Genomic DNA, 14612 nt, shown 5'->3' on the forward strand with positions numbered 1-14612 from the left:
AGCTAAACTTGTGATTGTCGGAATTGTTTCTATTTATCGTCAAGAATTATTCCGTGGAGAAGGGACGAGGCCGGCCAGGTGAGGCCGACCTCGTCGAAAGATGATCAATCTTCTTCCTGGAAGACTGCTTCGCGCTTTGCCTTGATCGACGGCAGGAAGACGATGACCAGGATGGCAGCCGCGACCAGCAGCAGGCCAGCACTGATCGGCCGTGTGATGAAGGTGGTCGCATCGCCGCGCGACAGGATCATCGCCCGGCGGAGGTTTTCCTCCAGCAGTGGCCCGAGAACGAAGCCGAGCAGCAGCGGCGCTGGTTCGCAACGCAGCTTGACGAGCAGATAGCCGGCCAGGCCGAAGAAGGCGACAGCATAGAGGTCGTAGACGTTGGAATTGACGCTGTAGACCCCGATCGAGCAGAAGGCCATAATGATCGGGAAGAGCACGTAATAGGGCACGGTGAGCAATTTCACCCAGAGCCCGATCAGCGGCAGGTTGAGGATCACCAGCATCAGGTTGCCGATCCACATGGAGGCGATGATGCCCCAGAACAGGGCCGGCTGTTCCGCTGCCACGTTCGGGCCGGGGACGATTCCCTGGATGATCATCGCGCCGACCATCAGCGCCATCACCGGATTGGCTGGAATACCAAGCGTTAGGAGCGGAATGAACGACGTCTGCGCGCCGGCATTGTTGGCCGATTCCGGACCGGCGACGCCGGCGATGGCGCCATGGCCGAATTCCTCCGGTGTCTTCGATATGCGCTTTTCGACCGTATAGGATGCGAAGGCGGCAAGGATGGCGCCGCCGCCGGGCAGGATGCCGAGCGCCGAGCCGATGGCCGTACCGCGCAGGACAGGACCGAACATGCGCCTGAAATCGTCGCGTGTCGGCAGAAGCCCGCTGACCTTGGCCATCAGGAGGCTACGGGTCTTTTCACCTTCGAGGTTGCGCAGGATTTCGGCGATGCCGAAAACGCCGACCGCCACCGCAACGAAGTTCAGCCCATCGGCATATTCACGGATGCCGAGCGTAAAGCGTGGCGAACCGGTATAGATGTCGGTGCCAACGAGCCCGAGCAGGAGACCGAGCGCGACCATGGCCAGCGCCTTGACGATCGAGCCGTGCGCCAAAGCGATCGAGGAGACGAGGCCGACGATCATCAGCGAGAAATATTCTGCAGCTCCGAATTGCAGCGCGATGCCAGTGAGTGGAATGGCGAAGATCGCCACCAGGAAGGTGGAGACCGTCCCGGCGAAGAACGAGCCGAGAGCCGCTATGGACAAGGCGGCGCCGGCCCGGCCTTTGCGCGCCATCTGGTAGCCGTCGATGGCGGTGACCGCAGACGAGGATTCGCCGGGCATGTTGATCAGGATCGCGGTGGTCGAGCCGCCATATTGCGCACCGTAATAGATGCCGGCCAGCATGATCAGCGACGAGACCGGTTCCAGCTGGAAAGTGATCGGCAGCAGCATGGCGATGGTTGCCGTGGCGCCGATGCCGGGAAGAACGCCGATCAACGTGCCGAGCAGCACGCCGATCAGGCAGAAAAGCAGGTTTTCCGGTGATCCGGCCGTGGTGAAGCCGAGAGCGAGATTGTCGAAGAGTTCCATCGCGATATCCTTACAATCTGACCCAGGGGCCGAAGCGCTCGAAGGGCAGGCCGAGCGCGTAGCTGAAAACGGCAACCGAGAAGATCGTCAGGGCGATCGACAGGATGATGGCGGTCACTGGCTTCATGCGCTGCGAGGCGAAGCAGGCGATCAGGGCGGTGAAGAACAGCGACGGCACGAAGCCGAGCCCGCGAACCGTCAGGCCGAAAAAGATCGGCGCCGGCAGGATGAACAGCATGCCGCGCCAGGCGATCGGGCCGAGCGGTTCCCCCTCGACACGCGCCGATTGGATGAGGATGACGAGGCCGAGCAGGGAGAGGACGCCGGCAAGCAGCAGCGGGAAGTAACCAGGCCCCATCTTAAAGGCCGTGCCGAGTTCCAGATCCAGGCTTTGATAGATGAAGAAGCCGCCGAGCGCCATGAAGAGCGCACCACACAGCGCATTGGTCGTATCGAAGGATAGGGATTTCATGATGCCTCCTTGAAATCCGGCCGTTCCGCCGTGCTCTCCTGAACGAGATACATGGGCGGACGCCTTCCCCTCAATGGGAGAGGAAGGCGGGACAGGCTTGGCTTTGCGGGAATGAGGATCAGTCGGCGTACTGGCCGGCCGCTTCGATCACCGGCTTCCAGCGGGCGATTTCGCTTTCGAGCTTGGCCTTCAGCGCGGCGGGCGTCGCGTCGGCGTCCGACGAAGGCACCGTGCCGAGTTCGGCAAAGCGGGCGACAACGTTCGGGTCCTTCAGCGCGACTTGAAGGGATTTCGAAAGGCGGTCCGTGGCTTCCGTCGGCGTACCTTTTGGGGCATAGATGCCGTGCCAGATGCCGACCTGGAAATCGGCAAGGCCACCTTCGGCAGCCGTCGGGACGTCCGGCAGGACGGGCAGGCGGGCAGGCGAGGTCACGGCATAGGCCTTGATCGTTCCGCCCTGGATCTGCTTGGTGGTGTTGGTGGTCTGGTCGCACATGATATCGACCTGGCCGCCGAGCAGATCGGTCATCGCCGGACCGGTGCCCTTGTAGGGAACAGTCGTCAATGGCGTCTGGATGGCACTCATGAACATCATGCCGCAGAGATGCGAGGCAGCGCCGATGCCGGCATTGGCGACCGTCACCGTGTCCTTGTTGGCCTTGACGTAGTCGATCAGGCCCTTGAGGTCGGTCGGCTCGAAATCCTTGCGGGCGACGATGGTCATCGGCACGTCGGTGACGAGGCCGACATATTCGAAGGCGTTGAGCGTGTCATAGGCGAGCTTGCGGTAGAGCGTGGCAGAGGTCGCCATGCCGATGTGATGCAGGAGAATGGTGTAGCCGTCCGGATCGGACTGCGCGACACGGCCCGCACCGAGCGAGCCCCCGGCGCCGCCGACATTTTCCACAATGATCTGCTGGCCGAGATCCTTCGACATGGATTCAGCGACGAGGCGGGCGACGGTGTCTGTCGGGCCGCCGGCCGCGAACGGCACGACCATGGTGATGGTGCGTTCGGGATAACCCTCGGCATGCGCGGAAACGGAAATGAACGACATGGCGGCCAGAGCCGTGGCGCCAAGCATGGTTTTCAGAATGTTCATCGAAGTCCTCCCGGATGATGTATGGCCAGCCGGCGCAGCTCCTCCCGCGCCGTTTCTGGATGACCATTTGTGAGGCTCATGCGCGGCGGCGGGCAACCGATCTTGTGACCGGCGAATAGGATTTATGGATGAGTGCAGCGCACCATGGGTGGGATCGGAAACAAATGCACCGGATGATGGGTGGATTTCCACCCATTCGCGTCCATCAGGCGGCGTAGTCGTCGTCCGTGGACGAGAGTTTCTTGTCGAGACCGTATTTCTGCATCTTCTCGTAAAGAGTCTTTCGGGAGATTCCCAAAAGCTCGTAGACCGGCCGAAGGCTGCCGCCATGGGCTGCAAGGGCGCTGGCGATGATGCCGCGCTCATAGCTCGCGACCTTGTCGGCGAGGCGTTGCGGTTCGACTGCTGCCTGTCCCTCGTCCGGTTTCAGGTCGAGACCGAGCACGAGGCGATCGGCGGCATTGCGCAATTCTCGAACATTGCCCGGCCAAGCGCGTTCTGCGATCTCGGTCATCAGGTCCGGCGGCACATCGATATCGCTCCGCAGATAACGGGCGGCGGCTTCACGGACGAGCTGCAGGAACAGGAGCGGAATATCGGACCTCCGCTGGGCAAGTGAGGGTACATGCAGGGTCGCGACATTCAGCCGATAAAGCAGGTCGGCGCGAAAGCGGCCGGCGGCGACCTCCGCTTCCAGATCGACCTTGCTCGTGGCGATGAAGCGGACATCGAGGGGAACGGGTTCGTTCGAACCCAGCCTAGTGATCACCCGTTCCTGCAGCACGCGCAGGAACTTGGCCTGCAGGTCATAGGGCAGGGAGCCGATCTCGTCGAGCAGGATGGTGCCGCCGCGGCCATGCTCGAACTTGCCATAGCGTGGCCTGAGTGCGCCTGGAAAGGCGCCGGCCTCATGGCCGAACAATTCGCTTTCGATCAGGTTTTCCGGAAGGGCGGCGCAATTGATGGCGACGAAGGGGCGATCGGCTCGGGCGCTGATATCGTGCAGGGCGCGGGCGACCACTTCCTTGCCGGCGCCGGTCTCGCCGATGACAAGCGTATCGGCATCCGTGGCGCCAATTGCGCGCAATCGGTATCGGAGATCGACCATGGCCTGGGTGCGACCGGGAAGCCGGGCCTCGATATCGTCACGCTTACCGGCAACCGCCCGCAGGCGGCGGTTTTCGAGCACGAGATTGCGGCGATCGAGCGCGCGGCGCGCGATCCCAGCCAGATTTTGTGCTGTGAAGGGTTTTTCGAGGAAGTCGTAGACACCCTCGCGCATCGCCTTGACGGCCAGCTGGACATCGCCGTGTCCGGTTACCAGAATGACGGGGATTTCCGCGTCGACCTCCCGGATGCGCTGCAGCAGCGTCATGCCGTCCATGCCGGGCATGCGGATGTCACTGATCACCACGCCGGCAAAGCTGTAGCCGACCAGTTCCAGCACATCCTCGGCGCTGGAAAACGTGTCTACCTCCAACCCGAAGAGTTGCAGCGCTTGCGCCGTTGATCGCCGCATTTCTTCTTCGTCATCAATGAGGAGTATCCGCGCTTCGCTCACTCGGCTGCCTCCTGTGCCGCCGTCGCGGCCTCCAGCTCGATCAGGAAGACGGCACCGCCCTCCGGGTGATTGGAGACCAACAGGCTGCCGCCGAAATCCTTGATGATATTGTAGGAGATTGACAGGCCGAGACCCAGACCCTTGCCGACGCCCTTGGTGGTGAAGAACGGATCGAAGATACGCTCGGTGATGGCAACGGGAACGCCGCGGCCGTGGTCGCGGATCGTCAGCGTGACCCTTTCGCCGTGTTGTTCCGCAGTCAGGTGGATACGCCGGTCGGCCAATCCTTCGACGGCATCGGCGGCATTGGTGATGATGTTGACGAGAACCTGCTGCAGGCGCACGGAGCCGGCTCTGACCATCGTGCCCGGCTGACCGAGGTCGATCTGCAAATCCGCGTCCGCCGTCTTCAGCCGCGCCGAGACGATTTCGAGCGTATCGGCAACCACGGCCTCCAGCGCGACCGGCCCAAGCTTCTCGTTCGGCTTGCGGCCAAAATTGCGTAAGTGCCGGCTGATGGACGCCATGCGGTCGATCAGGCCGGAGATGCGCCGGACATTGTCGCGGGCTTCGGGAACACGTTCGAGGTCGATCAGCATGGCGGCGCTGTCAGCATAGGTCTTGGCGGCCGCCAGCGGCTGGTTGAGTTCATGGGAGAGGGCGGCCGACATCTGGCCGAGACCGGCGAGCTTTCCTGCCTGGATAAGGTCTGCCTGGGTCTTGCGCAGTTCCTGCTCGGTCAGCCGCCGTTCGGCGATCTCCAGCTCAATGCGCTGGTTGACCAGGGCGAGGTCGGCGGTGCGTTCTTCCACCCGATGTTCCAGTTCGTTGCGGGCTTCGAGCTGCAAGCGCATACGCTCCTGCAGCCGGGCGCGCCGTTGCAGGACGATGGCCAGCGCAAGAGCGGCAAGGCAAAGGAACAGCACGATGGCGACGATCATGGTCCGCGCCTGGGCGTGGACGGAGGCGGTGTCCATCAGCACGTTCACCGTCCAGTCGGCTTCCGGCATATAGTGCGACAGGATCAGGTATTCCCGGCTATCTGCGGTGGTCGTGGTCATCAGTTGATGGTCGTCCAGCGTGCCGCGCCTGATCGGCAGGGGCTTCAAAACTGCTTCGGCATAACGACGTGAGGCCTGTGTGCGTGCCAGGCGTTCGCTGTTCAGCGGCAGAATCCCCGAATAAAGCCATTCGGGGCTTCCGGTCATGAAGATGATGCCTTCGGGATCGGAGACGAAGATCTTGTATTCGCCGCCGCGCCAGGAGGTTTCGATCGAGTCGATATCGACCTTGAAGACGATGACGCCGCTGATTTTTTCCTCGAGGTAGACGGGCGAGGCGAAGTAGTAGCCCCGCTTCAGGGATGTCGTGCCAAGCGCATAGAAACGCGACTGCCTGCCCTTCGCCGCATCCTGGAAATAAGGGCGATAACTGAAATTTTGGCCGATGAAGCTTGCCGGCTGATCGTAATTGCTGGCCGCGATCGTGTTGCCGTCCAGCGTCATCACGTAGATGTCGGAGGATTCCAGCAGCGTGTTGATCTCTTTGAGGTAGATGTTTGCCGTGTCGCGCAGCGTCTTGTCCTGCGGATGGGCAATGAGATCCTTGATGCCGTCATGATCGGCGATCAGTGCGGGCAGGGGCTCGTAGCGGCTGAGGTGCCCGCTTAATGCTGATGCGGCAAGGCGCAACGCCGAGCCCGCCTGCAGCGACGCCTCGTTCATATAGCTGCGCGTCGCCAGCGCACCGCCCTGAAAGATCACGGCGGCGAGAATGAGCGGAACGAGGCACAGGGCCACAAGGCGGATTTTGACGGACTGCAAGGCTCCTCCCTCGTTGCTCCCTCGCTCGGGAGTTTAGAGATCAACGCCCCCTTTTCCAAGGGGCGTTGATGCGAGAGAGGAATGGCAGCCGTTTCGACTGTGGTCGGTGTGTGTCGAAATCCATCAGGAAAGCGCGATTACCGTGCCGTCGGCGAAGGCGAGATCCTGCTGCAGGCTGGAGGGCAGATGCCGGATCTCGCGGGTCGTTGCCTTGCGAATCTGAGCGATCCGATACCGATGATGGCCGTTGACGAGAGGGGCCAGCAGGCTGTGAACCGCAGAGGACATACCGGATGCATGCATTGCGGCAGTGTTCGAATGGATCGGCGCCGTATCGTGTTGCAGGGACATGGGAGGCTCCTTTCTGATGTCTGCCTGTTTACAACTTGACTATCTGCTTCTGTTGATGTTCAATCAAACGAAATGAAGTGATCATTTCTTTCAGAAAAACTGATCCGTGAGGTTCCCATGAACATGATGATGCGGCATGTCCTTCCGCTCCTCGAACTGGACATCCTCAAGACATTTGTCGCGATCGCCGAAACCGGAAATTTCACCACGGCGGCGGAAACCGTCTACCGGACACCGTCGGCTGTCTCCATGCAGATCAAGAAGCTGGAAGAGACGCTTGGTTGCGTTCTTTTCCTGCGCGATGCGCGCTCGGTGTCGCTGACGCCGAAGGGAGAGGTGCTGCTGGGCTTCGCGCGGCGCATGCTGGCGCTGAACAATGAGGCCGTTTCCCGCTTCCTGCTGCCCGATATGAACGGCGTGGTGCGTGTCGGCGCGCCCGAGGATATCGGCGAGCGCATTCTGCCTGAAGTGCTCAAGCGTTTTTCCGAGTCCTATCCGAATGTCACGGTCGATGTGACGATCGGCAACAGCAGCGTCATGCGCAAGCGGGTGGAAGAGCATCGCATGGACATCGCCATCTTCAACAGCATGACTGGCGAAAATACCGGCGGCGGAGAAATCCTCGTGTCCGAAAAGCTCGTCTGGGCTGGCATCAAATGCGGCACGGCCCATACGCGCCAGCCCCTGCCGATTTCGATGTGGGAAGATGGCTGCGTCTGGCGGGCGAACGCTGTCGATCAGTTGAACCAAGCGGGCAAGCCGTTCCGCGTCGCCTTCCTCAGCGCCCATACGACCGGCCAGCGCGCCGCGATTCTTGCGGATCTCGCCGTCGCGCCGCTGCCGCGCTATCTCGTTCAGGGTGAACTGGTGGCTCTGGGCGAAGCCGAAGGCTTGCCGGATCTCGGCCATTACAGCATCGGCCTGCAACTGATCGACAATGCGTCAGCGCCTGTGTTGGCGGTCGCCGAACATGTCCGGGACGCCTTTGTCGGGTTGCTATGAACGATGATTCGGGCGGCGTTCAGGCGTCGCCCGCCTTCAGCCAGCGCAGCACCTTGATCTCGTCATCCTCCATCCAGCGCGTCAATGTCACGCTCCGGCTCGGCCGCATCTTCAGAAGGCCGGCGAGCGATCCCTCTTCGAAATCGTCGAAGACCTTCGGATGGATATAGGATGAGCGGCAAACGGCCCGGGTATTGACCAGCCGTGCCGCAACGGCGTCGATAACATCGTTAACCTGGCGTTTTCGTTGCCGCTCACTCTGTCCCGGCTCAATGGCTGCGAGCGCCGTTGCCGCCATTCGCGTTGCCCCCCAAGTGCGGAACTGCCGTGAGCTGAATTCGGCCCCGGACGCATCGCGGATATAGGCGTTGACGTCCTGCGAGCGGATCGGATGCCGGTTGTCATCCTCGTCAAGATACTGGAACAACTGTTGCCCCGGCAATTCCTGCAGCATACGGATGGATTTGGTGATGCGCCGGTCGCTGTGGCTCAGCCGCCATTCCTTGCCGGATTTGCCCTTGAAGTTGAAATGGACGCTGGAGCCTTCGATCTTCACATGCCGGTTGCGCAGCGTCGTCAGCCCGTAGGAGCCGTTTTCCTCGGCATAGGTGGCATTGCCAACGCGAATATAAAGATTGTCGAGCAGCCAGACGATGGTCGCCAGCGCCTTATCCATTCCGGGTTTTCGCAGTCTGAGGTCGGTATCGACCCGCTCGCGGATTTTCGGCAGTCGGGAGGCAAAATCGGCGAGCTGCGCAAATTTGGTCTTGCCACGTTCCGCCGACCAATCCGGGTGATAGCGATATTGTTTGCGTCCGCGCACATCGTAGCCGGTGGCCTGAAGATGCGAGTTCGGATCGATCGAAATCAGGACATCGGTATAGGCCGGTGGAATGGCAAGCGCGGCGATCCGGTCGAGTTCATCCCGGTTCTCGATTCGCTTGCCATCGGCGTCATAATAGAGAAAGGCGCGCTTTCCGGGCTTGCGGGTGATGCCGCCGTCGAGGTTGGAGAGATAGACAAGCTGCGCCGCTGCCGGTTTGGCAGGGACTGCAATGTCGGGCGCCGTTTTGCGGGTGTAAGAAAGCATCTGATCCACAGTGACGCAAGAACGCCATGTCGATCATTTGGTTCCACCACTTTGCGTGCTCAGTCGCGGCTGCGGCGCCGGCGTCTGCCGCCACCATCACCACCGTCGTCGGACACCACCTTGCGCTCGGGCAGGGTGACGACCTTGGCGAGTTCAGGGAAGGCATCGACCTTGTTCGGCATGGCCATCGCATTGACGAAAAGCTGCTGAAAATTGGGTTCCAGCGCGGTCTCGATCTTCTCGATATGCGCGACGGTCTTTTCAATCTCCCGGCGATGGTCGCGGTTGAGCAGTGCCATCAGCGCGCCCGTGCCGGCAGCATTGCCGACGGCCTTGACCTCGTTCAAGTCGCAGTCCGGGATAAGGCCTAGCACCATGGCGTATTTCGGGTCGATGAAGGAACCGAAGGCGCCGGCAAAGCGAATCGTGTCGACATGCTCGACACCCAGCTTTTCCATCAGCAACTTGATGCCGGCATAAAGCGCGGACTTCGCCAGTTGGATGGCGCGGATGTCGTTCTGCGTCACCGTGATACGCTGTTCGCCGTCATGCAGCAGGTAGGAGAAGGTTCGGCCGTTCTGCAGGATGCGCGGGCTGCGCTCCGCCATCGAGCCATCGACAACGCCATCTTCCGAGATGACACCAGCAAGATACATTTCCGCGACGACCTCGATGATCGCCGAGCCGCAGATGCCGGTGACGCCGACGCTGGCGGCCTGCTCGGCAAAGCCCTCTTCATCGGACCATTTTTCGACACCGATGACGCGAAATTTCGGCTCCAGCGTGACCGGATCGATACGGACACGCTCGATCGCGCCGGGAGCCGCGCGCTGGCCGGAGGAGATTTCGGCACCTTCGAAGGCCGGACCGGTGGGCGAGGAGGCGGCGACGACGCGCTGGCGATTTCCGAGCACGATTTCCGCATTGGTACCGACGTCAACGAGCAGCATCATGCGATCCTGCCGGTAGGGACCTTCGGAAAGGGTAGCACCTGCCGCATCCGCGCCGACATGACCGGCGATGCAGGGCAGGGTATAGAGCCGCGCGCCCCGATTGACGTCGATATCGATCTCATGCGCCCAATATTGGAGCGCGCCGGAAACGGCGAGCGCAAAGGGCGCCTGGCCGAGTTCCGTCGGGTCGATGCCGAGGAACAGATGGTGCATGATGGGGTTAGCCACAAATACCATGTCGAGAATGTCGTGCCGATCGACCTCGCCTTCGGCGCAGACCTTGCCGATCAGGCCATTAATGGCCTCGCGCACCGCCTTGGTCATGGCTTCCCGACCATCGGGGTTCATCATGACATAGGAGACACGGCTCATCAGGTCTTCGCCGAATCGAATCTGCGGATTTGACGTGCCGGAGGAGCCAACGATGCGGCCCGACAACAGCGACACGAGATGCATGGCGATCGTTGTCGAGCCGATATCGCAGGCGATGCCGTAGGCCTCGTTCTTCAGACCCGGATAAAGGGCGACGATGAAGGGACGCGATGAGTCCATGTCGCGATGGATTGCAGCGGTGACGCCCCAGTTGCCCTTGCGAAGAATCGACTGCACCTGCGGGATGAGGTGCGGTGCCACCAGCAGATCTTTCCAGCCCCAGTCCTTTTCGAGCATGACCTTCAGACGATCGAGGTCGCCGAGCGGCTTGTGCATGTCGGGCTCGTCCACCTCAACATAGCAGAGCTGGACGGCGGCATTGCGCTCGATGACACGGTCGCTGGCAGCCTTGCGCACCACCTGGGCATTGACGACGGTATCCTGCGGCACGTCGATGACGAGATCGCCCTGAATCATCGCCGAGCAAGACAGGCGGCGGTTTTCCGGAAGGCCGCGGATCTTGTCGTAGCGTTCCTCCTTCGGGCCACGGGCCGAGATGTGGTCATTGGAGGAGACGATCTTGTGCTTGGCGAAATTGCCTTCCTGAACTTCGATCTGACAGCGCCCGCAGGTCGCGCGACCGCCGCAGACGCTCTCGACATAGACGCCGAGCGAGCGGGCGGCATCAAGCACCGGCGTGCCGACGGGAAAACGCCCGCGTTTGCCCGACGGCATGAACAGGACGAGAGGATCGCTTTTGTTTTCCTGGGCGGACACGGTCAGATCATTCCTATCAGGTAAGGCGCCGTACATTGGCTCGGATCCTTTTGCCGTATGGTTTGAGAGCAGCCACCGCAACGCGATCGGACGCGCCCGAGAGACCGGCACAGGTGCCGGTCGCCAGCGCTGTCGCGGCGATCATGCCTTCGTTCACCATGGCGAGATTGACGGCCATCGCGCTTTCGGCGGCCGCAGACAGTTTTTCGGTGATCATCTGGCCGATCTCCGCCGGTCCGGCCGCAGATCCGCTCATGCCCGACACGGCAAGGTCCTGCATTCGGGAGGATATGACCATGGGAGCCTGAAACCAGAGGCTCGCAAACTCGGTGAGCAGATCGGCACTGAAAAACATTAGTTCTCTTTTCCGGGCGGTTATTCCGCCCTAGCGCTTGTTCCGGCACGTCCGGCGCGGCCGCCACGGCGACCGCCACCGGCACCGGCCGGAGATGCCGCGGCAGCAACAGCGCCACCTTCGGCCGGCTTGTGATCACGATAGGTCATGATCCAGTTGCCGCAATTCGGGTCCGTGCCGTTCAGGACGTTGGCCGCGCGAACGGCTTCCATTTCCTGTGGGCGGCAGGGATTCATGATGGCCGACGTCATGCCCGCACCGATGACCATGGGGATGAAGCCGGCGTTGATGCCGTGGCGATGCGGCAGGCCGAACGAGATGTTCGACAGGCCGCAGGTGGTGTTGACCTTCAGTTCGTTGCGCAGGCGGTGCAGAAGCGCGAAGACCTGACGGCCAGCATCGCCCAAGGCGCCGATCGGCATGACAAGCGGATCGACAACGATATCGTGCGGCTTGATACCATAGTCCATGGCTCGTTCGACAATTTTCTTCGCAACTGCGAAACGAACGTCCGGATCCATCGAAATGCCGGTCTCGTCGTTGGAGATGGCGACGACTGGAACGTCGTATTTCTTGCAAAGCGGCAGGATGGCCTCGAGCTTTTCTTCCTCGCCGGTGACGGAATTGACCAGCGGCCGCCCCTTGGCGACCTTGAGGGCGGCTTCGATGGCGGCAGTCACGGAACTGTCGATCGACAGCGGCACGTCGACGAGGCCCTGGACGATTTCCATCGTCTGCACCAAAAGGCCTGGCTCCGTCTCGTTCGGGTTGACGGACGTGACGCCGGCGTTGACGTCGAGCATGGTCGCGCCCGCAGCCACCTGCTCCAGCGCATCCTTGATGACCGTGTCGAAATTGCCTTCGATCATTTCGGCGGCCAGCTTCTTGCGGCCGGTCGGATTGATCCGCTCGCCGATGACGCAGAACGGCTGGTCGAAGCCGATGATGATTTCGCGGGTGGCGGAGGCAACGATGGTGCGGGTCATGTCTGATCCTCTGGTGCGGTGGGGCGCTTGATCTCTGTCATGCGCCGGAAGGGATTGTCAAAGGCTCGGCCTCCCGACCGAACCTGTTGTACTCAAATTTGTTCAGTGCGGGCGATGGGCCGCGACATCGGCCATTTCCTGCGGATTTTCGGTCTTGCCGTCCTTCAGCGATTCCATCCGCTCGGCCACTCGGTGATCGCCAGGATTTTCCTCGCGCTTCCAGGGTGTACGTCCCTTCAGGACACCGGATTCATGCACGATCTCGGCGACATATTCTTCCTGGCGATAGGCCATCACGTGAACGCCGGAGACGCCCTGGATTTCCTTCACCTCGTTGATGATGTCGATGCAGAGCTGCTTGCCTTCCTTCTTCTGGTCCTGCGCGCCTTCGAGCCGCTTGATGATCGCATCGGGAATATGGATGCCCGGCACGTTGTTGCGGATCCAGTTGGCCGTCTTGGCGGATGCCAGCGGACCGACGCCGCAAAGGATGTAGCATTTCTCGTCAAAGCCGAGATCGCGCACCTTCTTCATGTATTCCCGGAACATCGGAACGTCGAAACAATACTGGCTCTGAACGAACTGCGCGCCGGCCTCGATCTTCTTCCCCAGGCGATAGGGACGGAAATCATAAGGCGGCGCGAACGGATTGATTGCAGCACCGAGAAAGACCTGCGGCGGCGTCGTCAGCTTGCGGCCGGAGAGGAATTTCGAATTGTCGCGCATGACGCGCACGGTTTCGAGCAGCGACATGCAGTCGAGGTCGAAGACGGGTTTTGCGCCCGGCTGATCGCCGGCCTGTACGCCGTCGCCCGTCAGGCACATGATGTTGGCCACGCCCATGGCGGCAGCCCCCAGCACATCGCCCTGGATGGCGATGCGGTTCTTGTCGCGGCAGGCGATCTGCATGATCGGCGCGTAACCCATGCGGGTCAGCAGTGCGCAGATGCCGACCGAGGACATGTGGCAGTTGGCGCCGGAGGCATCGACCGCGTTGATGCCATCGACCCAGCCTTCGAAAATGGCCGCGCGCTCGTAGACATCCTCGGGATTGGCGCTGTCGGGCGGGTTCAGTTCGGCCGTGACGGCAAACTCGCCGCGGCGCAGGACACGCTCCAGACGGCCACGCGAGGAATGGCCGGGCAGGGGATCGAGCGGAAGATGGCGGCCAAGGGGATTTTCATCGATATGGGCCATGGTGTCAGGCGTCCTTTGCAGCGGCTGCTGCTTCACGGGCTTCAGCGGCCTGCGCGGTCACGCGCAGCCAGGACGACGTCTCCCGCAGCGACTGGTTGACGGGTTTTTGCACGTTCAGGATCGCATCCCCCTTCACCATGTTGCGCGAGCCTTCCCAGGCCTTGACCCAGACACAGGGCATGTCCGGCTCGACTTCACAATTGCCATTGGCGCGAACGCCGCCACAGGGACCGTTGCGCAACTGCTTGGGGCAGTTCATCGGGCAGGACATGCCGGTCGATGAGAGCGCGCATTGGCCGCACATGCGACAGTCGAACAAGAGACCCTTCACGTTGCGCTCGATGAAGGTGATCGGCGCTTCAACACGGTTGTAACCGACGGCTTTCCAGAGCGGATGCAACAGCAGGAACACATCGGCGAAACGGTGGTAGAACCATTCGAGAAAGCGGGAATGACGCACGGCCCACAAACGGATCGTGTAGCTTCGGCGGGCGCGGCGGTTGGGCGAGACACCCGAAGGAGTGTAGGCGCCGGTCGCGGCCTTCTTGGCGGGGGCGGCATTGCCGGGTTTTGCGTCAGCCATTGTCTTTTCCACCGGATTTCACGAGAGCGACCAGTCGCTCCCGGTCATAGGCCGCCTCGAGTTCGGCTGCGGCCTTGTCCGCTTCCATTTCCAGATCGTCGGAAACGGGCGTCGGGTCGGCCTTTCGCCATTCGGCGAGATAGTCACCGCTGTCGGCCGCCCCGGTGCGCATGGCGCACATGTCGATCGCCTCGGTAAAGCGCAGGGTGAGTTCGCGCTTGGCGGTCTTGCGACCCTGCTTGATGATGACCTGGGCGGGAATGTCGCGCCAGTAAACGATAATGCGGTCTGCCATATGCCCGAAATCTCCTCCGGCCTGACAATGCGCATATACGCGCATCGGGGCTCACCTTGGCACGACGCGCGTCATGCTCAAAA

General features: G+C 61.6%; 14 protein-coding genes. 1 reads left to right on the top strand and 13 read right to left on the bottom strand.

Annotated elements, in window-relative coordinates; translation table 11 throughout:
* Window positions 1-104 precede the first annotated feature (104 nt).
* From ASG68_RS19965 to ASG68_RS19990, 6 genes are all read right to left on the bottom strand, one after another.
* Entirely contained in the window at window positions 105-1610 is a 1506-nt protein-coding gene (locus ASG68_RS19965; protein WP_062580270.1) for a tripartite tricarboxylate transporter permease, read from the bottom strand.
* A gap of 10 nt (window positions 1611-1620) precedes the next feature.
* Window positions 1621-2082, bottom strand: coding sequence for a tripartite tricarboxylate transporter TctB family protein (locus tag ASG68_RS19970; RefSeq protein WP_062580273.1), 462 nt, complete (start codon window positions 2080-2082; stop codon window positions 1621-1623).
* 118 nt (window positions 2083-2200) lie between these two features.
* Complete coding sequence (locus ASG68_RS19975) at window positions 2201-3184, bottom strand: tripartite tricarboxylate transporter substrate-binding protein (RefSeq protein ID WP_062602556.1); 984 nt, start codon at window positions 3182-3184, stop codon at window positions 2201-2203.
* A gap of 205 nt (window positions 3185-3389) precedes the next feature.
* On the bottom strand, window positions 3390-4745 hold the full coding sequence (locus tag ASG68_RS19980; protein ID WP_062580279.1) for a sigma-54-dependent transcriptional regulator: 1356 nt from the start codon (window positions 4743-4745) through the stop codon (window positions 3390-3392).
* Window positions 4742-6568: a sensor histidine kinase gene (locus tag ASG68_RS19985; RefSeq protein WP_274534230.1), complete on the bottom strand. Its 1827-nt coding sequence runs from the start codon at window positions 6566-6568 to the stop codon at window positions 4742-4744. Before ASG68_RS19985 ends, ASG68_RS19980 begins: the two co-directional genes overlap by 4 nt.
* Before the next feature lie 123 nt (window positions 6569-6691).
* The gene (locus tag ASG68_RS19990) at window positions 6692-6919 is read right to left on the bottom strand and encodes a hypothetical protein (RefSeq protein WP_062580281.1); all 228 of its coding nucleotides are present in this window, start codon (window positions 6917-6919) and stop codon (window positions 6692-6694) included.
* A gap of 117 nt (window positions 6920-7036) precedes the next feature.
* Here ASG68_RS19990 and ASG68_RS19995 point away from each other — a divergent pair, with 117 nt between their 5' ends.
* The gene (locus tag ASG68_RS19995; RefSeq protein ID WP_062580283.1) at window positions 7037-7921 is read left to right on the top strand and encodes a LysR family transcriptional regulator; all 885 of its coding nucleotides are present in this window, start codon (window positions 7037-7039) and stop codon (window positions 7919-7921) included.
* A 19-nt stretch (window positions 7922-7940) separates the two neighbouring features.
* Here ASG68_RS19995 and ASG68_RS20000 read toward each other — a convergent pair whose 3' ends face one another.
* The 7 genes from ASG68_RS20000 to ASG68_RS20030 form a co-directional block, all read right to left on the bottom strand.
* Window positions 7941-9020, bottom strand: a complete 1080-nt coding sequence (locus ASG68_RS20000; RefSeq protein WP_413814032.1) for a DNA topoisomerase IB — start codon at window positions 9018-9020, stop codon at window positions 7941-7943.
* A gap of 50 nt (window positions 9021-9070) precedes the next feature.
* Window positions 9071-11071 (bottom strand): ASKHA domain-containing protein, encoded by a 2001-nt coding sequence (locus ASG68_RS20005; protein ID WP_244484299.1) that lies wholly within the window; start codon window positions 11069-11071, stop codon window positions 9071-9073.
* 58 nt (window positions 11072-11129) lie between these two features.
* On the bottom strand, window positions 11130-11468 hold the full coding sequence (locus tag ASG68_RS20010) for a hypothetical protein (RefSeq protein ID WP_062580289.1): 339 nt from the start codon (window positions 11466-11468) through the stop codon (window positions 11130-11132).
* A 20-nt stretch (window positions 11469-11488) separates the two neighbouring features.
* Window positions 11489-12454 (bottom strand): methyltetrahydrofolate cobalamin methyltransferase, encoded by a 966-nt coding sequence (locus ASG68_RS20015; RefSeq protein ID WP_062580291.1) that lies wholly within the window; start codon window positions 12452-12454, stop codon window positions 11489-11491.
* Between the two features lie 102 nt (window positions 12455-12556).
* Entirely contained in the window at window positions 12557-13651 is a 1095-nt protein-coding gene (locus tag ASG68_RS20020; RefSeq protein WP_062580293.1) for a methylenetetrahydrofolate reductase, read from the bottom strand.
* A gap of 4 nt (window positions 13652-13655) precedes the next feature.
* Window positions 13656-14234 (bottom strand): methylenetetrahydrofolate reductase C-terminal domain-containing protein, encoded by a 579-nt coding sequence (locus tag ASG68_RS20025; protein WP_062580296.1) that lies wholly within the window; start codon window positions 14232-14234, stop codon window positions 13656-13658.
* On the bottom strand, window positions 14227-14529 hold the full coding sequence (locus ASG68_RS20030; protein WP_062580298.1) for a virulence factor: 303 nt from the start codon (window positions 14527-14529) through the stop codon (window positions 14227-14229). The genes ASG68_RS20025 and ASG68_RS20030 overlap by 8 nt, the downstream gene beginning before the upstream one ends.
* Window positions 14530-14612 lie beyond the last annotated feature (83 nt).

Source organism: Rhizobium sp. Leaf453, assembly GCF_001425605.1.
GTDB lineage: Bacteria > Pseudomonadota > Alphaproteobacteria > Rhizobiales > Rhizobiaceae > Pararhizobium.